We start from the raw sequence: 22,167 nt of genomic DNA, 5'->3' as shown, positions 1-22,167 counted from the left end.
CGGGTCAGCGGCCGGCGAGCTGTTCGGCTCGCTCGACCACGTTCGCCAGCAGGAACGCACGGGTCAGGGGGCCGACGCCGCCGGGATTGGGCGAGAGGAACCCGGCGACCTCGCGGACGTCGTCGGCGACGTCGCCGCGCAGGCCCTCCGGCGTCCGGCTCACACCCACGTCCAGGACCGCCGCACCCGGCTTGACCATGTCGGCGGTGATCAGTCCCGGCACACCGGCGGCGGCGACGACGATGTCCGCGCGCCGCACCTCCGCGGCGAGATTTTTCGTGCCGGTGTGGCAGAGGGTCACGGTGGCGTTCTCGCTGCGCCGGGTGAGCAGCAGCCCGATCGGCCGGCCGACGGTGACGCCGCGGCCCACGACGGCCACGTGGGCACCCGCGATCGGGACCTCGTAGCGGCGCAGCAGGTGCACGATGCCGCGCGGGGTGCACGGCAGCGCCGCCTCCTTGCCGAGGACGAGGCGCCCGAGGTTGATCGGGTGCAGCCCGTCGGCGTCCTTGTCAGGGTCGATCCGCTCGAGCGCGGCGTTCTCGTCGAGGTGCTTCGGGAGCGGCAGCTGCACGATGTAGCCGGTGCAGGCGGGGTCGGCGTTCAGCTCGTCGATGACCGCCTCGAGCTCCTCCTGCGTCGTGGCGGCGGGCAGGTCGCGGCGGATGGAGGTGATGCCGACCTTGGCGCAGTCGTTGTGCTTGCCGCGCACATACGCCGCGGATCCCGGGTCGTCGCCGACGAGAACGGTGCCGAGGCCGGGGGTGATGCCCTTCGCCTTCAGCGCGGCCACGCGGGCCTTCAGGTCCTCGAAAATCTCGTCGCGGGTCGCTTTGCCGTCCAGGATCGTCGCAGTCACGACCGCCATTGTCTCAGGTCGTCCAGCCGGGGCGGAGACAGCCTCACCACAGCCGGTCCCGCCCCGGGCCGGGCACGCCGCGTCGGCGACTCGGCCGGACGGCCGCGCACGACGGTCCGACCCGGGAGCGGCTGCCGGCGAACGACCCGGAGACACCGACTGGCAAGCTGGATCGGTGTTCCGAGTGATGTTCCACGAGCCGTGTATCCCGCCCAACACAGGCAATGCGATCCGCATGGTCGCCGGGACCGGATGCGAGCTGCATCTGGTGGAGCCGCTCGGATTCGATCTCTCCGAACCCAAGTTGCGGCGCGCCGGCCTGGACTACCACGATCTGGCGTCGGTGTCCGTGCACAAGAACCTCGAGGCCGCCTGGGCCGCGCTGCGGCCGGAGCGGGTATACGCGTTCACCGCGCACGCGAGCGTGTCGTACGCCGCGCTCGAGTACCGGCCCGGTGACGTGTTCCTCTTCGGGCCGGAACCGACCGGACTGTCCGACGAGGTGCTCGCCGACCCGCACGTCACCGCCACGGTGCGGATTCCGATGCTGCCGGGCCGGCGCTCGCTGAACCTGTCGAACGCGGCGGCGGTGGTCACGTACGAGGCGTGGCGCCAGCACGGCTTCGCGGGCGCGGTCTGAGCCGGTCCGGCAGCGAACCCATCCACTCCGGTGGCCGCTCCGAATGCCCACCGACGCCGCGTGCGGAGCCTCGTCGTGGGGAAACGCCGCAACTGTGGGAACGTGGAACGGGGAGGTGAGACGTCGTGACTCTAGTCGTGCTGGTCGACCGCGACGGTCGGGAAGTCGGGACGGCCGAGAAGGTGGCGGCGCACCGCCCCCCGGCCCCGCTGCATCGCGCATTCTCGGCATTCCTGCTCGATGCCGACGACAACGTGCTGCTGCAGCGCAGAAGCCTGGACAAGTACCACTTCGCCGGCCTGTGGGCCAACAGCTGCTGCGGACATCCGCTGCCGGGCGAGAGCGTGCTCGACGCCGCGGCCCGGCGCAGCTGGGACGAACTGGGCGTGCGCCCGTCGGACCTGCAGGAGGTGGCCTCGGTCGTCTACTCCGCCCACGATCCGGACTCGTCGCTGATGGAGCACGAGTTCGACCACGTGGTCGTCGGACGCGTCACCACGGCTCCTCGTCCCGTTCCGAGCGAAGTGGCCGAGGTGCGGTTCCAGTCCCTGGCCGAGGTGGTACGCGAGGTGGAACAGACCCCGCAGGTGTTCGCGCCCTGGATGCCGCATGTCCTCGGCGCGGTGCTGCCGGCGCTGACCCGATAGGCCGTCAGCCGGCGGGCACGTCCGTGGCGGTGGCCCGCATCCGGGCCACACCGGCCCGGATGCGGGCCCGGACCGTCGCGACGGGCAGATCGAGGCGCTCGGCGATCTGCCCGCAGGTCATTCCCTCGTAGTAGGCGAGATACAGCGGCTCACCGTGCCCGCACCCGGGCGGCGTCGCCTCGGCCGCGGCCGGGACCCCGGCGTGCGGCCGGCCGGCCCGTGAGCGGATCCGGTCGGCGGCCCGGCGGTGCGCGAGCGCCGACAGCCAGGCCAGGGGGGACCCGACCTGTGGGGCATAGCGGTCGGCCGTGTGCCACACCTGCTCGAACACATCGCGGGTGACGTCCTCGGCGTCGGTGCCGCCGCGCACGACTCGGAGGACGATGCCGTGCACCTGTGCGACGGTGAGGTCGTAGAGCGCCGCGAAGGCGGCACGGTCCTTTCCCGCGACCCGGACCAGGAGGGGCCGGAGGCGGTCGTCCCCGACCGGGCCGGACCCCTCGGTCCCCGCGTCCGGCGCGCGCTTCGGGGGCGTCGGCGAGCCCGTCGTCGCAGTCATACGAACGACTGTAGACATCGCACCCTCCCGTCGCCGGGTTCGTTTTTCCTTGCGTTGCAGGAAGATCGGACTTCGTATCAATTCGTTATACATCGTTACACTTCCGTGATCTTCCTGCGTCGGGCTCGACACCGGCGACGGGGATGCTCGGGACTCGCACCGCTCCGGTACACCCGGCGACACGCTCGCCGACCGGCTGTCGGGCGAACGACTCGGAGAACAGAGATGACGGCACCACGGATCCCCCACCGCCCGAAGGGCCCCTCGGCGCTGCTCGACGGCCCGCACGCAGGCATGATCCTCGCCGGCGGCGTCACGGTCGTGGGTGCGCTCGCCGCCGTGGCGGTGGCCGGCTCCGCGCTGCTGGCCGTCGCCCTCACGGCCATCGTCGCAGGTGCGGTGGCGGTCGTCGCCGCCGCGATCTGACGGCGACGAGGTGGAAACGCTCGACGCCGTCGAAGTACCGATCCGGCGCCTCGACGACGGACTGCTCGCGGCATCACTGGTACGCGCGTCCGGGCCGTCCCCCCGCCGCCGGCCGCCCCACCGCGCGGTTCCGGCCGCCGACGTCTCCGTACTCGTCCCCGTCCACCTCGGACCGGACTCCGGCGCGCGCGACGCCCTCGGCCACGCCGTGCGCGCGGCCGCCGAATCCCGCCGCGCCGGGCGGCTCGTGGCGGTCGACGAGGTGGGGGCCGATCCGCGGGCCTCGGCGCTGCTCGCGCTGCTCGAACCGGAGATCGTGATCCTCGCGTCCGGGATGCTGACGCGGCGGGCGGACAGCGACGTCGCGCCCACTCTCCATGCCGTGGCCGCGCACGTCGAACGTACGGGCGCCGTCCTGGTGGCCGACGGGGTCGACTCACTCCGGCACCGGCGGCGGGCACTCGAACTCGGGGCCACCCACGGCCTCGGCCGGCTGTATCCGCCGGCGCTGCGAGCCGAGCCCGCCGAGCGTTTCCCGCCGAGCCCGACGTGGAGCACACCCGACGTGGAGACGCCGACCCCCTACGCCACCGTGGCGTCCGGCCGCGTCCCGGTGCGCAGCACCGAGCATCTGCTGGCCCGGATGACCGCCACCCTGGAAGCTCACGCCGCCACCGCCGGTCCGGACACCCTGGTGCTCGGCACGTTCCGGCACCTCGACCACTTCTGCGCCTCCACCCGATCCCGCTGGTCGGGCATGGCCGGGGGCGTCGCCCACGCCGGCGCCTATGCAGTGGGAATGAAGGCCGGTGTGGAGTCCGGCGTCGTCCACACGCCCCTCGACCCGGCGGACCCGCTGGCCGAGGAGTGGAACGTCGTGGTCCTCGGGGCCCACTTCGCGGGCGTGCTCTCCGCGGTGAGCACCCACCATCGGCATCCCGCCGGGGACCGTGAGTTCGACTACGTCGTGTCCTACGACCGTCCGACCGTGGTGCGCTGCGCCCGCTCGATCCTGCGACGCGGCCCCTCCCCCGCCGCTCGGCGCGGGACCGGGTGACCGCCTCCGGGGCGACGGCCGGTCAGACCCCGGCTTCGATGTCGCGGCCGGACTGCTGCCACGCCACGGTGCCGCCGGCCACCGACACGGCGTTGATGCCGCGTCCGGCGAGATAGCTGGCCGCCTGCGAACTGCGCCCTCCGACCGCACAGATCACATAGACGGTGTCGGCGTCCGGGATCTCGTCGGCGCGGGCGACGAACTCGCTGAGCGGGATGAGCGTCACGCCGGGCACCCGCACCTGCAGGTACTCGTCGCGCTCACGGACGTCGATGACGGGTGCACCGGCGGCGAGCGCGGTGTCCAATGCGGCCAGGCCGACCTCACGCATCCTGGTCGTTCCTCTCCGGGTTCGGGGCTGGTTCCGGTTTGCCGCGCCGTGCGAGGAGCCGGACTACCACGTAGACGACGGCCGCGCACACGGCGAGAAACCCCACCCACGGTAGCGCCACCCCCAAAGCGACCACCGACCCGGCCAGCGCCGAGCGCAACGCGTCCCATCCGGCGAGGACTCCGTCCCAGAAGCTGTCCCGGTCCGCGCGGCGCTCTGCCGAGATGTCCACGGTCAGGGTGGACAGCTCGATCTGGTCGGCGAGGTAGCGCTGCTGGGCGACGAGGCCGTCGAGTTCGCCCTGGCGCTGCGCCAGCGCGTTCTCGGCCTCGATGAGGTCGGCGGTGCTCGCGGCCGAGGCCATCAGTGCGCGCAGCCGGTCCACCGACGACTGCAGGGCCGCGATCCGCGCCTCGAGATCGGTGTACTGGAGCGTGACGTCCTCGCGGGTGGTCGTCAGGCTGGTCACCTCGCCGAGACCGCGGATGTCCTCGATCGTTCCGGTGAGCCGGTCCGCCGGCACCCGGACGGTCAGCATGCTGCCGGCGCCCGGCTGCTCGGTGACCGAATCCACCCGGCCGCCCGCGGCCTCGACGAGCGTCACCACCTGTCGTCCGGCCGCGATCGGATCGTCGGCACGCAGAACCAGGTGCCCGGTGACGATCTCCTTGCGCGCGGTGGCCTGCGCGTCCGCGGGCGCGGATTCGCGGGTGCCGTCGGACAGGGAGGGCTGCGGCGGCGCCCCGTCACCTGGCCCACCGTCAGCCGGCCCCTCGCCGCCTCCGGCGCATCCGGCCAGGAACCACGCGAGCAGGGCGAGCAGGAGCACCAGGGGGCGTCGCATGCCGCAGGATGCTAACGGAAGTCGCGGGACTTTCCGATGATGCGCAGATCCATGCGCTGCAACCGGTCCGCCACCACCGTCACCGCTCCCTCCGCGTTCTGCACCCGCCCGCGCACGAGCAGCGCCGGTGCGGTGTGCGCGAGCGTGCGGTACCGCGCCCACAAGCCGACGGAGCACACCACGTTCACCATCCCGGTCTCGTCCTCGAGATTGAGGAACGTCACGCCCTCGGCGGTCGCGGGACGCTGCCGGTGCGTGACCGCGCCGCCCACGAGCACCCGGGCCCCGTCGGGGACCTGCAGCAGCCGCGCCGCCGGCACGACGCCGAGCGCGTCGAGCTGCGGCCGCAGGAACTGGGTGGGGTAGCTGTCCGGGGAGACTCCCGTCGCCCACACGTCCGCGGCGGACAGTTCGACATCGCTCATGCCGGGCAGCGCGGGGGCCTGCGTCGAAGCGCCGACGCCGGGTAGCCGGTCGGGCCGCTGCGCCGCTGCGGCGCTCGCCGACCACAGCGCCTCCCGGCGGGTGATGCCGAAGCACCCGAGGGCGCCGGCCGTGGCGAGGGCCTCGGCCTGGGCGGTGCTCAGCTCGACGCGCCGGGACAGGTCCGGGAACGACGTGTACGGGCCGTGCGCCGTGCGCTCGGCGACGATCCGTTCGGCGAGCGCGTCACCGAGGTGGCGGACCGCGCCGAGGCCGAGACGCACCTCCCGGCCCCGGTTCTCGGTGGTGGCGTGGGCGAGGCCCACGTTCACGTCGGGCCCGTGGACCACGACACCGTGACGGCGGGCGTCGGCGACGAGGGACTGCGGCGAGTAGAACCCCATCGGCTGCGCGCGCAGCAGGCCCGCGCAGAACGCCGCCGGATGATGCAGCTTGAACCATGCGGAATAGAACACCAGGGCGGCGAAACTCTGCGAATGACTTTCGGGGAAACCGAAATTTGCGAAGGCATAGAGCTTCTCGTAGATGCGGTCGGCAACGTCGCCGGTGATGCCGTGCCGCTCGCGCATGCCGTCGTAGAGCCGGCCGCGCAGCCGTTCCATCTTCGCGGTGGAACGCTTGGCCCCCATCGCGCGCCGTAACCGGTCGGCCTCGGCGGCCGTGAACCCGGCGGCGTCGACAGCCATCTGCATCAGCTGTTCCTGGAACAGCGGGACCCCGAGGGTGCGTTTCAGGGCCTTCTCGAGGCAGGGGTGGTCGTAGGTGACGGGCTCGAGCCCGTTGCGGCGCCGGATGTACGGGTGCACGGACCCGCCCTGGATGGGACCGGGCCGGATGAGCGCCACCTCGACCACCAGGTCGTAGAAGACGCGCGGCTTCAGGCGCGGGAGGGTGGCCATCTGCGCGCGGGACTCGACCTGGAACACCCCGACGGCGTCGGCACGGCGCAGCATCTCGTACACCCCCTCCTCGGCGAGGTCGAGACGAGCGAGATCCACCGTGATCCCCTCGTGCTCGGCGACGAGGTCGATCATGTAGTGCAGCGCGGAGAGCATGCCCAGTCCGAGCAGGTCGAACTTGACCAGTCCCGCGGCCGCGCAGTCGTCCTTGTCCCACTGCAGCACGGTGCGGCCCGCCATGCGGGCCCATTCGACGGGGCACACGTCGGCGACGGGACGGTCGCAGATCACCATCCCGCCGGAGTGGATGCCGAGATGGCGCGGCAGGCCCTCGACCTGGGCGGCGAGCTCGAGGACGGGCGGGGGGATGTCGGTGTCGGTCTCCTGTTCCACGCCGTGCCACCGGGTGACCTGCCGGCTCCAGGCGTCCTGCTGGCCCTGCGCATAGCCGAGGGCCCGCGCCATGTCGCGGACGGCGGACTTGCCGCGGTAGGTGACGACGTTGGCGACCTGGGCGGCGTGCATGCGCCCGTACTTGGCGTAGACGTGCTGGATGGCTTCCTCGCGGCGGTCGGATTCGATGTCGATGTCGATGTCGGGGGGGCCGTCGCGCTCCGGGGAGAGGAATCGTTCGAAGAGCAGCTCGTTGCGGACCGGGTCGACGTTGGTGATGCCGATGGCGTAGCAGACGGCGGAGTTGGCGGCCGAACCTCGCCCCTGGCAGAGGATGTCGTTGTCCTTGCAGAAGGTGACGATGTCGTGCACCACGAGGAAGTAGCCGGGGAAGTTCAGCCGGCCGATGACGTCGAGTTCGTGCTCGATCTGCCGGTAGGCCGCCGGGTTGTCCTCGGGGGCGCCGTAGCGGTGCCGCGCCCCGCTCAGGGCGAGTTCGCGCAGCCGGCTGAGTTCGGTGTGCCCCTCGGGTACGTCGAACGGGGGCAGGTTCGGGGCGATGAGCCGCAGGTCGAAGGCACAGTCGCGGGCGAGTTCGGCGGCACGACGGACGGCGCCGGGGTGGGCGGCGAACAGTCGTGCCATCTCGGCGCCGGAACGCAGGTGGGCGCCACCGGTCGGGAGGAGCCGCCCCGCGGCCTCGTCGAGACTCTGCCGGTCGTGGATGGCGGCCAGAGCCGTCGCCAGACGCCGGCGGTGCGGCGTGGCGTAGTGGGCCGCCGTGCTGGCGATACACGAAAGGCCTTGATTGTCGGCAAGTTCCGCGAGCAGCGCGTTGCGCTCGTCGTCCTCGGGGAGGCCGTGGTGAGTGAGCTCGACCGTGACACGATCGGCGCCGAAGCGCTCGACGAGGTCGCGCAGTGCCGTCCCCGCCGCCTCGGGCCCCCCGACCTCGAGTGCCCGGCGGACGTGTCCGCGGCGGCAGCCGGTGAGAATCTGCCAGTGCCCGCCGGCCGCACCGGTGAGCGCGTCGTAGTCGTAGCGGGGCCTGCCCTTCTCCCCGCCCGCCAGGTGCGCGGCGGCAATCTCGCGGGACAACCGCCGATACCCCTCCTGCCCCCGCGCAAGGACCAGCAGGTGCGTCTCGTCCGCCGATCCGGCATCGAGGGAGAGCTCGGCACCGAACACGGTACGCATCCCCAGCTCGCGGGCGGCCTCGGCGAAGCGCACGACGCCGTAGAGGCCGTCGTGATCGGTGAGCGCAACGGCTTCGAGGCCGAGACGCACCGCCTCCTCCACGAATTCCTCGGGGCCGGAAGCGCCGTCGAGGAAGCTGAACGCCGAGTGGGCGTGCAGTTCGGCGTAGGGCACGGTAGGCCCGTCGGGCGGCCGGACACGCGGTTCGTACTCCCCCCGGGTGCGCGACCAGGCGGGACTGTCGCTGCCGTCACCGGGGAACTCCGCGTCGCGCCGGGGCCGGCCCGACAGCACGCGTTCGAGCTCCGACCAGGTCGGCGGGCCACTCCCCCACCCCATCCGTCACCGCCTTCGGGTCGACCTCCTGCGCTCATCGTACATATGTTCGATTGGCCGGCCGACCACCCGCGGACGACGGTCACCGCCGCAGTTCCGCCGACGTCTCCAGCCGCCCCAGTTTGTGTGGGTTGTTGATCGCGTAGAGGCGGGTGATCCGGCCGCCCTCGACCACCAGACTCACTGCAGCGGCAGCGCCCTCGACCTCGAATCGTGCGCCCGGCATCCCGTTGAGCCAGGTGCCGGCCGCCACGAAGCCCGGGGCCTTGGCCAAGCGGATCAGCAACGCCGCCAGTTTCTCGGCTCCGGCGATCGGCTTCCGGGCAGCCGGCACCACCCCGCCGCCGTCGGCGATCGCCACCACGTCCGGGGCGAGCACCTCCATCAGAGCCTGCATGTCCCCCGTCGAGAGGGCAGTCATGAACGTCTCGACGACTGCCAGCTGCTCGGCCGGGTCCACCCGCATCCGCGGCCGCCGCGCCGTGACATGCCGGCGGGCACGGTGCGCGATCTGCCGGACCGCGGCCGGGGTCTTACCCACCACCTCGGCGATCTCGTCGTACGGCGTATCGAACACCTCACGCAGCACGAACACTGCCCGCTCGACCGGACCGAGGGTCTCCAGCACGGTGAGCATCGCGATCGAGACGCTCTCGGCGAGCTCGGCGTCCTCGGCCACATCGGGACTGGTGAGCAGCGGCTCGGGCAGCCATTCCCCGACGTACTCCTCGCGTTGCCGCGCCAGTGCCCGCAGCCGGTTGAGCGCCAGCCGAGTGACGATCCGGACCAGATAGGCCCGTGCGTCCCGCACCTCCGTCCGGTCCACGTCGGCCCACCGCAGCCACGTCTCCTGGACGACGTCCTCGGCGTCGGCAGCAGAGCCGAGCATCTCGTAGGCGACGGTGAAGAGCAGGTTGCGGTGGGCGACGAACGGGTCGTCGGTCATGCCTTCGACGCTACGGCGAGCGGCGCGAGGTTGCAGGCGGCGGAAAACCCCTGCGACTCGATGCCGAGTGCAGTGTTGGAGCGGGTCATGAAGTTCGTCAGCGCGATGTACGCGGTCAGCTCCACCATCGCGGCCGGACCGAGCGCCTCCAGCAGCCGGGCCGACAACTCGTCGGTGACCGTCGGCGGGGTCTGCGTCATCGCCTCGGCGTACTCCATGACGTCGCGCTCCAGCGGCGTGAAGACATCCGACTCGCGCCACCGCGGCACCTCACGCGCCTTCGCCACGTCCAGCCCCTTGTTGTGGGCATGGAAGTAGCCGAGGTCCAGACAGAAGCTGCATCCGACCAGGCTGGCCACCGCCATGTGGGCGAACGACTTCAGGTTCTCGTCACACCGGTCCCACTTCTGAATCCGGCGACCGACCCCGAAGCTGAAGTTCAGCACTTTCCGGTTGTGCCACATCACCCCCACCGCCTCGGGCACGTCGCCGAGCATCCTTCGGGACATCCGCTTGACGAGCGCGCCGTAGATGCCGGTCAGCTCCGCCTTCGGGATCCTGGTGCTGCTGGTCATGATTCCTCCTTCGGTTATGTGCTCTCGGCATGGAGACACCGGCCACGAATCGAATGTGACATCCGAGCCGGAAATCGTTGCCGCGGGCGGCCGAACCGAGGAGGACGAATATGCACGCGGCCGGCGGCAAGCCGATCGAACCACCGCGAAGAGGACACCATCGAGCACCTCATCGCCCGGGTTCGCGCCGGACAGGGCCGCCAGGCCGTCGAGGACTCGCCGAAGGAAGCCGCCGAACCCCACCGCTTGTTCCCTGGGTGGTCCGTCACCGCCGATGCGGTGAGGACTTGCCGGCGGCGACGGGGTTGTGCGCCGGATAGGCGTGGACGAGCGCAGTGGACAGTTTCGGCACCGCATGGGTGAGGGTGTGTTCGGCCTCGTGCGCCAACCGGTGCGCGTCGGCCAGGCTCGTGTCGGCATCGATGTCGAGTTCGACGTCGGCATGCAACCGGTGCCCGATCCACCGCATCCGCACACTGCGCACGCTGCGCACGCCGGGCTCTTCGGACAACGATCTTTCGGCGGCATCGACGAGTTCGGGATCGATCCCGTCCATCAACCGCCGGAACACATCCCGCACCGCGGTGCGCAGGACCACGAGGATCGCGACGGTGATGACCAGTCCGACGATCGGGTCGGCCAGCGGGAACCCGAGGGCCACGCCGCCGGCGCCGAGCAACACGGCAAGGGAGGTGAAACCGTCGGTGCGAGCATGCAGCCCGTCGGCGACCAGAGCGGCGGAGCCGATCCGGCGGCCGACGCGAATGCGGTAGAGCGCGACGAGTTCGTTGCCGACGAATCCGACGAGCCCGGCCAGGGCGACCCATCCGAGTTGCTGGATCGGGACGGGGTTGATCAGCCGACGCACCGCCTCGACCCCGGCGACCACCGCGGACAGGGTGATCATCGCGACCACGAACAGCCCGGCCAGGTCCTCGGCCCGCCCGAACCCGTAGGTGTAGCGACGGGTGGCGGCCCGGCGGCCGAGCGCGAACGCGATCCACAGCGGAATCGCCGTCAACGCGTCGGAGAAGTTGTGCACCGTGTCCGCGAACAGCGCGACCGACCCGGAGACGGCGACGACAGCCAACTGCGCGACCGCGGTGACAACCAGCGCGACCAGGCTGATCTTGACCGCCCGGATACCGATTTCGCTGGACTCGAGCGCGTCGTCGACACTGTCCGCCGCGTCGTGACTGTGCGGAGCGAACACCTCCCGCACCGCGGCACCCCACCGGCCACCGCGTTCGTGCCCATGCCCACGACCGTGGGTGTGGCTGTGGGTGTGAGTTGGCGGTTTCGGCGCGTGGCTCATGCTCGGCCACCTTCCGTGCGTGCCGGTGCGGGATCGACGCCTCGCTCGGCATGCAGAATCCGCAGATCGTCGCCGGTGCGGTGATGACCGGGAACGCCGGGCCCGGCATGCTCGGCATTGAACACCGCGTCGGTCACCAGTTGGCGGACGTGATCGTTCTCCAACCGGTAAATCACCTGGGTGCCCTCCTTCCGAGTGCGCACCAGCCGCGCCATCCGCAGCTTCGCCAGATGTTGCGACACCGACGGGGCGGGCTTCCCCACATGCTCGGCAAGGTCGTTGACCGACAACTCTCGATCCACCAACGCCCACAACACCTGGACTCGAGTGGAATCGGCCAGCATACGGAAGACCTCGACCACGAGATCGACCTGATCGCTCGGCAACCGCCGCCGACATGAATCATTATCTGCATTCATACGCAGATAATATCCAATACGGGTGATGGACTCCACGGAAGCGCAAGACGCCTCTTGACAACTACCCTGCACAAGCGGACATCAACGGGCGCCGACAGATCGAGACCGACCAGCACCGAGGGCGCCGATCACGAGGTCGACCGCCCACCGACGCAGATGCACTAACGAAACCGGACGATTGGTTTTTCGATGGTACGCTGAGAGCGCCTCCAGGGACAGACCTCCGGGACGTGGCGTGCGCCGCGGCACGGACGGGCCTCTGGTTGCACCGCAGGGAGCGGAGGGTGAGGTTCCGTTCGGGCAGGCTCGGGGGGCCGGCCCGAACGGAACACCCCCGTCCGCACCTAGGTCACGCATGCTGTGGGGGCGGACAACGAAGCGAGGAGTGGTGATGCCCCGGGACTCCGTCGGTGCACCGACCGTCGAATCGGCAGCGGCCCCGGCCGACGCGAACGAGCCGGCCGCGGCTTCCCCTGCCGGGCGCCCGGCCCAGCAGCGCGCGATCCGGACACGACAACAGATCCTCCTCGCCGCCGCGCAGTTGTTCGCCGACAACGGCATCCACGGCACGGCCCTGGCAGAGGCCGCAGCCTCGGCCGAAGTGACCAAGGGCGCACTGACCTTCCACTTCCCCACCAAGGACGCCTTGGTCCAGGCGTTGATCACCGAACAGGAACAGCGCACCCTCGCCACGATCGGCGCGGTCCTGCACACCGACGCCCCGGCGCTCGAGCAGCTGGTCGCGCTCACCCATGCGCTGGGCCGGTTGTTCACCGAGGACCTGATCGTCCAGGCCGGATTGCGGCTGACCGGCGAATACGAACGCGCCGATCCCGAGGCGTACCGAGGCTGGATCACAGTGTTCGAGAGCCTGTTCCGACGCGCCGCAGCCGAAGGCGAGCTGAGCACCCGACTGAACCCGACAGCGCACGCCCGGTTCCTCGTCTCCGCCGTCGCCGGGGTGAATCTCCTGTCGATGGTCCTCGCCGGCCGCGCGGACCTCGAGGTCCGCCTCGACCAGATGTGGGAGCTGTTGCTGCCCGGCATCGTCCGTGCCGACCGGCACGACCGGATCCCGGTGATCCGCACAGCACGCTGACGCTTTTCTCCTACCCGTCGGCGACGGGGCGGTAGGTGCAGACGTGCACGCCCGTCCCGCTGGTGACCGTGGAGACCAGCGCGAGCGTGCGCTGCACACCGTCGCCCGGGAAGATGGACTTTCCGCCGCCGAGGATCACCGGCTCGATCATGAGCCGCAGCTCGTCGACCAGCCCTTCGTGGAGCAGGGTCCGGACGAGAGTGGGGCTTCCCATGACCATCAGGTCGCCGCCGTCGGTCTCGTGCAGCTTCCGCACGGCTGCGACGACCTCATCGCCGGGGATCAGCGTGGTGTTGTTCCACGTCAGATCCGCGTCCCGCAACGTCCGGGACACGACGTACTTCGGGACGGCGTTCATCCGATCCGCGAACGGGTCGCCGGCCCGATCGGGCCACGCCGCGGCCATCGTCTGCCACGTGCGCCGCCCGAACAGCAGTGCCCCGGTACGGCCCATCGCCTCGTCGATGGCCGCCCCCATCACCTCCTCGTCGAAGAACGGGAACGACCAGCCGCCGTGGGCGAAGCCCCCGTCGGTGTCCTCCTCCGGTCCACCCGGCGCCTGCACGACGCCGTCCAGGCTCATGAACTCACTGACCACGATGCGCACGAGACTCGCTCCTGTTCCTCGACGGGGTGTACAGCGATACAGACCATCGCGTCACCCCGAAATCATCGCCTCTCCCGTCCCTCGTGCGCACCTTCGGCCTCGAACCGGGAGGAACTCGCGACGAGAAGGCGGTTCCCGCGGCATCGGCCGAGTAGCACGCCCGGCAACCGCCCGCTCGTCGCAGGAACCTCCCGTTCGGTCCGCCGAGTACCCAGGCGCGCCGGTCCCCTTCGGGGTTGTCCCCCATTCCGATTTCCGGTGTGCGCCCGGATGTGCCGCCGCGCCCGCCCCAGCAGTATCGATCTCGTGAAGCGGGTACTGCTGCAACTGTCCGGCGCCGTCGTCGCCGTGATCGTCCTCGTCACCGCGATCGCTGCCGGCGTCGTCGTGCACGCCTGGAACTCGACGGTGGTCGACACCACCGGGCAGGTCACCTTCGACCGTCCGCTGAACATCCCACCGCTCGCGGACAGCACGGTCACGCCCGACGGGGTCCGCGTGTTCGATCTGACCATGCAGCGCGGCACCACGGACATCGGTCGCGGTCCCGGTACCCGGACCTGGGGTGTCAACGGGTCGTACCTCGGGCCGACGCTGCGTGCCGGGCGCGGCGAGCAGGTGCGGGTGAACGTCACCAACGATCTCGGCGAGACCGGCACCCTGCACTGGCACGGCATGCACCTGCCGGCCGCGATGGACGGCGGCCCGCACCAGCCGATCGCCCCGGGGGCGACGTGGAGTCCGCAGTGGACGATCGACCAGCCCGCCGCAACGCTGTGGTATCACCCGCACCCGCACGGCGCCACCGCCGACCACGTCTACCGCGGGGTCGCCGGGATGTTCCTGCTCGACGACCCGGCCGGCGGCCCGTCCCTCCCCGATCGATACGGGATCGACGACATCCCACTCGTGGTGCAGGACAAGCGGTTCGACGGCGACCAGCTCGACACCGGTGGGCCGATGTTCGCCGCCGTCGGTCTCCTCGGCGACGAGATCGTCGTCAACGGCACCCCGCGGCCCTACCTCGACGTCGCCACCGAGCGGATCCGACTGCGGCTGCTGAACGCCTCCAACGCCCGCGTCTACAACTTCTCCTTCGACGCCGGCCTGCCGTTCCTGCTCATCGGCACCGACGGCGGCCTGCTCGAACGTCCGGCGCCGATGCGCCGCATCCAGCTCTCCCCCGGCGAGCGCGCCGAGATCGTCGTCGCGTTGCCCGCGGGCACGACGACCGTGCTCCGCAGCACGGCGCCGGACCTGGGCGCGGACTTCTGGCAGACCCGGTTCTCCGGCGGTGACGACGAGTTCGACGTCCTCGAACTGCGTGCCGCGCGGACCCTCGCGCCCAGCGCGCCGGTGCCCGGGGAACCGACCACCCCCGAGGATCTCGGCACACCCACCGTCACGCGACGCATCGATCTCACCGGCTCCGGCACCATCGACGGCCGCGAAATGGACATGGCGCGCCTCGACCACACCGTCGCCGCCGGCGCCACGGAGGTGTGGGAGGTCCGCAACAGCAGCGGCGCGATCCACAACTTCCACATCCACGGCACGAGCTTCCGCGTCCTCGGCGACGGCCATCCCGCGCTGTCCGGCCCGAAGGACACCGTATACATCGCGCCGGGGCACACCGTCCGGCTGCTGATGCGGTTCGCCGGCCGCCCCGGCCCGGCGACGCCGTACATGTACCACTGTCACCTGCTCCGGCACGAGGACAACGGCATGATGGGACAGTTCGTCGTCGTTGCCCCGGGCGAGGAGCCGAACGTGCCGCACGAACCGGCCGCCCACACCGCAGTCCACGAGTAGCGTGCGTCCCATGACGTCCGCGATCCGGATCGAGGGACTGGTCAAGCGATTCGGACGATTCACCGCGCTCGACGACCTCGATCTCGAGGTCGCCACCGGCGAGGTGCACGGCTTCCTCGGCCCCAACGGCGCCGGCAAGTCCACCACGCTGCGGGTCCTGCTGGGACTGCTCCGCCCGGACGCCGGGCACGTCGAACTGCTCGGCGGCGACCCCTGGCGCGACGTGGTGAGCCTGCACCGGCGGCTCGCCTACGTGCCCGGCGACGTGAGCCTGTGGCCCGGCATGACCGGCGGCGAGGCCGTCGACCTGCTCGGCCGGTTACGCGGCGGGCTCGACCGGCGCCGCCGCGCGGACCTGCTCGACCGGTTCGAACTCGATCCGACCAAGCGCGGCCGCACCTATTCGAAGGGCAACCGGCAGAAGGTCGCGCTCGTCGCGGCGCTGGCCTCGGACGTGGAGTTGTTGCTGCTCGACGAGCCGACCGCGGGGCTCGATCCGCTCATGTCCGCGGTGTTCCACGACGAGATCGCCCGGGAGAAGCAGCGCGGGCGGACGGTGCTGCTGTCGAGTCACATTCTCAGCGAGGTCGAGGCGCTCGCCGACCGGATGAGCATCATCCGCGACGGCCGGGTCGTCGAGACCGGCACCCTCGAGGACATGCGCGCGGACCTGCGGTCCACGATCGACGCGGTCCTCGCCGCGCCCGTGGCCGACCCGACGGCGCTGACGGCGCTGCCCGGGATCCACGACGTGCGGATCGACGGCCCGCGCGTGCACTGCGCGGTCGAGCACGGCCGCGCCGGCCCGGTGCTCGCCGCGCTGGGCCGCTACGACATCCGCAGCGTCACCGTCTCGCCGCCGTCGCTCGAGGAGCTGTTCCTGCGGCACTATCACCGGCACGGCCGGGACGGGCAGGCCCCGACGTGACGGCATCGTTGACGGGGATGCGGCCGCTGCTGCGGGCCACCGCCGAGCAGGACCGCGGCAACGTCGCGCCGTGGATCGTTCTCATCACGGCGCTGTCGGTGTCGTCGGTCCTCGCCTACGGCTGGGTGTTCCCGGACGCGTCGAGCCGGCGCACCCTCGATGCCACGCTCGGCGCGAACCCGGCTCTGCGGGTCGTGTTCGGTCCGGCTCGCGACCTGACGTACGCGGACGGGTTCAACGCGTGGCGGGCCGGGGCGCTCGGCGCGTTCTTCGCGGCCCTGATGGCGATCCTGGCCGTCACCCGCAACAGCCGCGCGCACGAGGATTCGGGCCAGGCCGAGCTCATCGCCTCCGGCGTCGTCGGCCGCCAGGCCCGGCTGGCGACGGCCGTCGCCTGGGCGGCGCTGGCCTCCGTCGCGCTCGGTGTCGTCTGCGCGGGCGCGACGATCCTCGTCGGCGGCGGTGTCGCCAACTCGATCACGCTGGCCGCGACGTTCACCGCGTCCGGGCTGGTGTTCGGCGCCCTCGCGGCGGTCACCGCCCAGCTCGGCTCCTACGCCCCCACTGCCAATACCCTCGCGATCGGGATCCTCGGAGCCTGCCTGCTGATCCGCGCCTACGTCGACGTGACCACTCCGGACGGATGGGCGATCTGGACGACCCCGCTCGGCTGGGTGCAGCAGGTCCGTCCCGCGTCGGGAAACGACTGGTGGCCGCTGGCGGCCTGCCTGACGCTGACGGCGGTGCTGCTGCTGGTCGCGTTCGTCGTACAGGCGCGACGGGACTTCGGAGTCGGCGTGATCGCGCCGTCACCCGGGCCTGCGGAGGGCGGCGCGGGGACGAGCGTGTGGGGCCTGGCGCTGCGGCTGCACCGCGGTGCGCTCGCTGCGTGGGCGACGGTGTTCGTGGCGCTCGGGGTGGTGTTCGGATTCATGTCCACCACGTTCGCCGATGTCTTCGCCGACAATCCGGCGCTCGGATCGTTGCTCGGGAGCGGCCGCGGCTCGCTCGTGTTCGGTTTCGTGGTGACGATGCTGCAGCTGATGGGCATCGTCGCCGCGGTGTTCGGGGTCCAGGTGATGATGCGGCTGCGCGCCGAGGAACTGGCGCTGCGGGTCGAACCGGTGCTGGCCGGGGCGCTGACCCGGACCCGGTACTTCGCGTCGCACGCCGGGATCGCGCTGCTCGCCCCCGCGGCGGCGCTGCTCGTGGGCGCGACGCTGTTCGCGTACGTCTCGTCGGCGCGGGGTGGACAGATTCCGGCCGGGGATCTGATCCGGCAGGCGCTCGTGACGATTCCGGCGGTGTGGGTGCTGGTCGGGCTGGCGGTCGCGGTGATCGGCGCCCGGCCCCAGGCGCGGATGCTCGGCTGGCTCGGTGTGGTCGCCGCATTCGCGCTGACGATCCTGGGGCCGCTGTTCCGGTTGTGGAACTGGATCCTGGGGATCAGTCCGTTCCGGCACGTGCCGGTGGTGACGGCGGCGCCGCCGCAGTGGCTCGGGTTCGCCGTGCTCACCGCCGTGGCCGCGCTGTTCGTCGCGGCGGGGTTCGCGGGGTTCCGGCGCCGGGACGTCGGCTGAGGACCGGACGCCACTACAGTCGCGGAGCATCGGGTCGTCACCGCGAACGGAGCACACCACATGAACCGTTGGTCCACATTCGTCGTCGACCGGCGCTGGTGGGTGCTCGGCTTGGCCGTCCTCGTCGTCGTGCTCGCCGGGGTCTGGGGCACCGGGGTGTTCGGCCGGCTCTCGCAGGGCGGGTTCTACGACCCCGGCAGCGAATCGGCCGAGGTGCAGCGCATCGTGGACGACAACTTCGGTCCGCAGACCGCCGACATCATCGCGATCTACACCCCGCCGCCCGGGCGCACCGTCGCCGACATCGGACCCGAGGTGACCGCGGTGCTCGACCGGTTCGCCGCCGAGGTTCCCACCCATGCGGTCGACTCCTACTGGTCGGCCGCGCCGCCGGCGAAGCAGCTGCTGCTGGCGAAGGACGGCGGCAGCGCGGCGGCGGCCGTCACCCTCGAGCCCGGCTCGGAGATCACCGTCACCACGTTCCAGGGCCTGCTGCCGAAGCTCGAGGTCCCCGGCGTCGACGCGCAGTTCGCGGGGAACTCGGTCGTCGGCGTCGCATTCACCACCCGGCTCGAGCGCGACCTGTTGTTCGCGGAGGCGATTGCGCTGCCGGTGACGCTGGTGCTGCTGGTGTTCATCTTCGGCGGTCTCGTCGCGGCGGCGGTCCCGGTGTTCGTCGGGGTCCTCGCCGTCCTCAGTGCCCTCGCCACGCTGCGCCTGCTCACGATGTACACCGACGTGAGCTCCTTCGCGCTGAACGTCACGTCCCTCATCGGGCTGGGCCTGGCGATCGACTACGGGCTGTTCATCGTCAGCCGCTTCCGGGAGGAACTCGACTCGGGTGCCGACCCGGCGACCGCGACCCGTCGCACCGTGCTCACCGCGGGCCGCACGGTGCTGTTCTCGGGGCTGCTGCTGATGTGCGCGTTCGCCGGAATGCTCGTCTTCCCGCAGGCGCTGCTGCGCTCGCTGGGCCTCGGCGCGATCGCCGCGGTGCTCAGCGCGGCGGTGCTCTCACTCACCGCGATCCCCGCGCTGCTGGCGATACTCGGGCACCGCATCAACGCACTGACGTGGCGGGAGGGCGCCGCGCGGCGGGGCGAGGCCCGGGCCCGGCGCTTCTGGGGGGCGGTGGTGACGAAGGTGATGCGCCGGCCGGCGCTGGTCGCGGTGACCATCACCGCCGGCCTGCTGCTGCTCGCCACGCCGCTGTTGCGCGCCTCCTTCGGGGAGATCGAGTACACGGCCTTGCCGGCGGGCGACCCGGCGCGTGCCGCCACCCAGACGCTGCTCGACGAATTCCCCTCCACCGGCAACGGCGTCACGCTCGTGCTGAGGGGTGACGAGGGCTCCGGGCCCGCCCCGGCCGTGGTCACGTCGGTGTCCCGCGCGGCGGCGGACGTGGACGGCGTCGCGCAGACCGTCACCGTCGCCTCGCGGAACGACGTCGTGGTGCTGCAGGCGCTGTACGCACAGGGCGTGGAGGAGACGCCGCGGGCCGGCGAGATCGTCCGGGAACTGCGGGATCTGCCGCCCCCGCCGGGCACCGACCTGCTCGTCGGTGGCGGCCGGGCGATGGTCGACGACAGCAACGCCGCGATAGCGCGGTCGATGCCGGCAATGATCGCGATCATGGTGCTCTCGACCCTCGTGCTGCTGTTCCTGGCATTCGGGTCCGTGGTGCTGCCGCTCAAGGCGGTGGCGATGGCGGGCCTGAGCCTGGCGGCCACGTTCGGCGTGCTCACCTGGGTGTTCCAGCTCGGGAACGGAGCGGAGTTGCTCGGCGTGACCCCCAGCCCGCTGGAGCCGAGCTTCGTGGTGCTGATCCTGGCGGTGGTGTTCGGCCTGTCCACCGACTACGAGGTGTTCCTCATGTCGCGCATGGTGGAGGCACGGGCCGCCGGGGCGAGCACGGAGGAGGCGGTGCGGTTCGGCACCGAACGCACCGGCCGGGTGGTGACCTCGGCGGCGCTGCTGCTGATCGTGGTGACCGGCGCCTTCACGATCTCGGGCCTGTCGATCATGCGGTTCCTGGGTGTGGGGATGATCCTCGCGCTGATCATCGACGCGACGGTGGTGCGGATGCTGCTGGTGCCGTCGCTGGTCAAGCTGATGGGCGAGGCGAACTGGTGGGCGCCGGCGTGGATGAAGCGGGTGCACGCGAAGGTCGGCATCGGACACTAGAATCCGTTCTTACCTTGCAGTAGGTTCGGGCCATGGCCACGTACCTCGTCACGGGCGGCACCGGCTTCCTCGGCACGCACGTGCTCGGGCGACTGCTCGCGACCCACCCGGACGCCGACGTCCATGTGCTGGTCCGGCCGGCGTCGCTGCCGAAGTTCGAGGCCCTCTCCGCGCGCCTGGAGGGTGGGACCCGGCTGCACCCGCTGCTCGGCGATCTCACCGAGCCGGGACTCGGACTCGAGGCCGCGACGATTCCGCCGGCCGAGCACGTCCTGCACCTCGGCGCCATCTACGACCTCACCGCCGGAGAGGAGCAGGCCACCACGAACGTGGCGGGCACCCGCGCGGTGATCGCCCTCGCGGAGAAGCTGGGCGCGACCCTGCACCACGTCTCGTCCGTGGCCGTCGCCGGTGATCACCGCGGCACGTTCGCCGAGGACGACCTCGACCTGGGCCAGCACTTCCCGTCGCCCTACCACCGCACCAAGTTCGAGGCCGAGAAGGCGGTCCGGGCGAGCCGGGTGCGCCGGCGCATCTACCGGCCGTCCGCGATCGTGGGCAGCTCCACCACCGGCGAGATCGACAAGATCGACGGCCCCTACTACTTCTTTCCCGCCCTGGCCGCGCTGGCGGCGCTGCCGTCGCGGCTGCCGCTGGTCCTGCCCGACCTCGGCGACACCAACCTGGTGCCGGTCGACTACGTCGCGGCCGCGATCGTCGAACTGATGCATCGTCCCGGACTGGACGGGCGCACCTTCCACCTCGTCTCCCGCCCGCAACCGGTCCGCGAGGTGTTCGCGGCGCTGGCCGCCGCGGCCGGGGCCCCCGTTCCCGTCGCCGGCGTGCCCGGCGCGCTGGCACGTCCGCTGTTGTCGATCACCGCGCTTCCCGGCCTGAAGACCGCCCGACGCCTCGCACTGCGACGGACGGGCATCCCACCGGTCGTGTTCGGCCAGCTGACCTTCCCGAGCCGGTTCGCCGACCGCAGCACCCGGGAAGCCCTGCGCGGCAGCGGCATCACGCTGCCCGAGTTCGCCGGCTACGCCCCCGTGCTGTGGCGCTACTGGCGCGAGCACCTCGACCCCGGCCGTGCCCGCCGCGACGATCCGCGTGGACCGCTCGTGGGACGGCACGTGCTGATCACCGGTGCCTCCTCGGGGATCGGACGGGCGAGCGCGATCGCCGCGGCCCGCGAGGGTGCCGTGGTCTTCGCCCTCGCCCGTCGCGCCGAGGCACTCGACGCGGTCGTCGCCGCGATCCGCGCGGGCGGCGGCAGCGCGTACACGTATCCGTGTGACCTCACCGACCCGGCGGCGGTGGAACGCACCGTGCAGGCGGTCCTCGCCGAGCACGACCACGTCGACATGCTCGTCAACAACGCGGGACGCTCCATCCGGCGCGGGCTGTACCACTCGACGGACCGGCTGCACGACTTCGAACGCACCATGGCGGTCAACTACTTCGGTGCGGTGCGGTTGACCCTGGCCCTGGTGCCGCACATGCGCGCACGGCGGTTCGGGCACATCGTGAACATCAGCACCGCCGGGGTGCAGGCCCGCACCCCGCGATACGCCGCGTACATCGCCTCGAAGTCCGCGCTCGAGGGGTTCGCCGACGTCGCCGCCTCCGAAACCCGGGACGACGGAATCACTTTCACCACCATTCACATGCCGCTCGTGCGCACCCCCATGATCGAACCCAGCGGGGCGTACAACCCGGGTCCGGCGATCAGCCCGGAGGACGCCGCGCGGATGGTGGTCCGGGCCCTCGTCGAACGGCCCAAACGCATCGATGTGCCGATCGGCACCCTCGGCGAGCTCGGCGGCATCTTCGCGCCGGGCCTGCGGGACCGGATGTTCTCGCTCTACTACCACGCCTACCCCGACGCGCCCGCCGCGCGCGGCGAGCAGTGCGCCTCCGCCGACGCACCCCCGCAGCCGCGGGCGCTGCCCCGTCCGGTGCTGCCGAACCCTGCGGTGCTGCGCCGGATCGGCCGGCTACTGCCCGGCGTGCACTGGTGAGGCGGCTGCGCCGCCGGTGTGTCCTTCGGGCGGTCCCGGCCGCCCGAAG

At 71.5% G+C, this 22,167-nt stretch carries 20 protein-coding genes; 10 read left to right on the top strand and 10 right to left on the bottom strand.

All coding sequences use genetic code 11. The features are described 5' to 3' along the window. Positions 1–4: 4 nt before the first annotated feature. Complete coding sequence (locus A4U64_RS06990; RefSeq protein WP_198163403.1) at positions 5–859, bottom strand: bifunctional methylenetetrahydrofolate dehydrogenase/methenyltetrahydrofolate cyclohydrolase; 855 nt, start codon at positions 857–859, stop codon at positions 5–7. Between the two features lie 175 nt (positions 860–1,034). On the opposite strand from A4U64_RS06990, the gene A4U64_RS06985 reads away from it, so the two are divergent. Then, positions 1,035–1,499: a tRNA (cytidine(34)-2'-O)-methyltransferase gene (locus A4U64_RS06985; RefSeq protein WP_050035501.1), complete on the top strand. Its 465-nt coding sequence runs from the start codon at positions 1,035–1,037 to the stop codon at positions 1,497–1,499. 125 nt (positions 1,500–1,624) lie between these two features. Next, positions 1,625–2,146: an isopentenyl-diphosphate Delta-isomerase gene (gene idi, locus A4U64_RS06980; protein ID WP_044476485.1), complete on the top strand. Its 522-nt coding sequence runs from the start codon at positions 1,625–1,627 to the stop codon at positions 2,144–2,146. 4 nt (positions 2,147–2,150) lie between these two features. Here the strand turns inward: idi and A4U64_RS06975 are convergent, their stop codons facing one another. Then, complete coding sequence (locus tag A4U64_RS06975; protein ID WP_084648607.1) at positions 2,151–2,705, bottom strand: sigma factor; 555 nt, start codon at positions 2,703–2,705, stop codon at positions 2,151–2,153. Positions 2,706–2,930: 225 nt separating this feature from the next. On the opposite strand from A4U64_RS06975, the gene A4U64_RS06970 reads away from it, so the two are divergent. Beyond that, positions 2,931–3,131 carry a hypothetical protein gene (locus tag A4U64_RS06970; protein WP_029544747.1) on the top strand — a complete coding sequence of 67 codons (201 nt, stop codon included), beginning with the start codon at positions 2,931–2,933 and terminating at the stop codon, positions 3,129–3,131. A 10-nt stretch (positions 3,132–3,141) separates the two neighbouring features. Further along, the gene (locus A4U64_RS06965) at positions 3,142–4,188 is read left to right on the top strand and encodes a DICT sensory domain-containing protein (RefSeq protein ID WP_065922365.1); all 1,047 of its coding nucleotides are present in this window, start codon (positions 3,142–3,144) and stop codon (positions 4,186–4,188) included. Between the two features lie 22 nt (positions 4,189–4,210). Here A4U64_RS06965 and A4U64_RS06960 read toward each other — a convergent pair whose 3' ends face one another. The 7 genes from A4U64_RS06960 to A4U64_RS06930 form a co-directional block, all read right to left on the bottom strand. Next, positions 4,211–4,519: a rhodanese-like domain-containing protein gene (locus tag A4U64_RS06960; protein ID WP_006945846.1), complete on the bottom strand. Its 309-nt coding sequence runs from the start codon at positions 4,517–4,519 to the stop codon at positions 4,211–4,213. Continuing rightward, positions 4,512–5,363, bottom strand: a complete 852-nt coding sequence (locus A4U64_RS06955; protein ID WP_006945844.1) for a DUF4349 domain-containing protein — start codon at positions 5,361–5,363, stop codon at positions 4,512–4,514. Before A4U64_RS06955 ends, A4U64_RS06960 begins: the two co-directional genes overlap by 8 nt. Positions 5,364–5,374: 11 nt before the next feature. After that, the gene (locus A4U64_RS06950) at positions 5,375–8,635 is read right to left on the bottom strand and encodes an error-prone DNA polymerase (RefSeq protein WP_065922364.1); all 3,261 of its coding nucleotides are present in this window, start codon (positions 8,633–8,635) and stop codon (positions 5,375–5,377) included. A gap of 79 nt (positions 8,636–8,714) precedes the next feature. Then, on the bottom strand, positions 8,715–9,578 hold the full coding sequence (locus tag A4U64_RS06945) for an RNA polymerase sigma-70 factor (protein WP_029544753.1): 864 nt from the start codon (positions 9,576–9,578) through the stop codon (positions 8,715–8,717). Beyond that, entirely contained in the window at positions 9,575–10,153 is a 579-nt protein-coding gene (locus A4U64_RS06940) for a carboxymuconolactone decarboxylase family protein (RefSeq protein WP_029544755.1), read from the bottom strand. The genes A4U64_RS06945 and A4U64_RS06940 overlap by 4 nt, the downstream gene beginning before the upstream one ends. Before the next feature lie 265 nt (positions 10,154–10,418). After that, positions 10,419–11,468 (bottom strand): cation diffusion facilitator family transporter, encoded by a 1,050-nt coding sequence (locus A4U64_RS06935; RefSeq protein WP_050035505.1) that lies wholly within the window; start codon positions 11,466–11,468, stop codon positions 10,419–10,421. Continuing rightward, positions 11,465–11,887 (bottom strand): ArsR/SmtB family transcription factor, encoded by a 423-nt coding sequence (locus A4U64_RS06930; protein WP_029544759.1) that lies wholly within the window; start codon positions 11,885–11,887, stop codon positions 11,465–11,467. Before A4U64_RS06930 ends, A4U64_RS06935 begins: the two co-directional genes overlap by 4 nt. A 391-nt stretch (positions 11,888–12,278) precedes the next feature. Between A4U64_RS06930 and A4U64_RS06925 the strand changes: the two genes are divergently transcribed. Then, positions 12,279–12,986 carry a ScbR family autoregulator-binding transcription factor gene (locus A4U64_RS06925; protein WP_065923427.1) on the top strand — a complete coding sequence of 236 codons (708 nt, stop codon included), beginning with the start codon at positions 12,279–12,281 and terminating at the stop codon, positions 12,984–12,986. Positions 12,987–12,996: 10 nt separating this feature from the next. Here A4U64_RS06925 and A4U64_RS06920 read toward each other — a convergent pair whose 3' ends face one another. Beyond that, the gene (locus A4U64_RS06920; RefSeq protein ID WP_050035506.1) at positions 12,997–13,593 is read right to left on the bottom strand and encodes a dihydrofolate reductase family protein; all 597 of its coding nucleotides are present in this window, start codon (positions 13,591–13,593) and stop codon (positions 12,997–12,999) included. Positions 13,594–13,863: 270 nt separating this feature from the next. On the opposite strand from A4U64_RS06920, the gene A4U64_RS06915 reads away from it, so the two are divergent. Genes A4U64_RS06915 through A4U64_RS06895 form a run of 5 tightly spaced genes read left to right on the top strand, consistent with a single transcriptional unit; the run spans position 13,864 to position 22,118 of the window. Then, positions 13,864–15,405: a multicopper oxidase family protein gene (locus tag A4U64_RS06915; protein WP_050035507.1), complete on the top strand. Its 1,542-nt coding sequence runs from the start codon at positions 13,864–13,866 to the stop codon at positions 15,403–15,405. Between the two features lie 10 nt (positions 15,406–15,415). Further along, the gene (locus tag A4U64_RS06910) at positions 15,416–16,333 is read left to right on the top strand and encodes an ABC transporter ATP-binding protein (RefSeq protein WP_050035508.1); all 918 of its coding nucleotides are present in this window, start codon (positions 15,416–15,418) and stop codon (positions 16,331–16,333) included. Next, positions 16,330–17,913: an ABC transporter permease gene (locus tag A4U64_RS06905; RefSeq protein ID WP_231772665.1), complete on the top strand. Its 1,584-nt coding sequence runs from the start codon at positions 16,330–16,332 to the stop codon at positions 17,911–17,913. Before A4U64_RS06910 ends, A4U64_RS06905 begins: the two co-directional genes overlap by 4 nt. 60 nt (positions 17,914–17,973) lie before the next feature. Next, positions 17,974–20,097 (top strand): MMPL family transporter, encoded by a 2,124-nt coding sequence (locus tag A4U64_RS06900; RefSeq protein ID WP_006945823.1) that lies wholly within the window; start codon positions 17,974–17,976, stop codon positions 20,095–20,097. Positions 20,098–20,129: 32 nt separating this feature from the next. After that, the gene (locus tag A4U64_RS06895) at positions 20,130–22,118 is read left to right on the top strand and encodes an SDR family oxidoreductase (protein WP_065922363.1); all 1,989 of its coding nucleotides are present in this window, start codon (positions 20,130–20,132) and stop codon (positions 22,116–22,118) included. Positions 22,119–22,167: the final 49 nt, after the last annotated feature.

Source organism: Rhodococcus sp. WB1 (assembly GCF_001700945.1).
Classification (GTDB): domain Bacteria; phylum Actinomycetota; class Actinomycetes; order Mycobacteriales; family Mycobacteriaceae; genus Rhodococcus; species Rhodococcus aetherivorans.
This window is presented reverse-complemented; position numbering and strand designations above follow the sequence as displayed.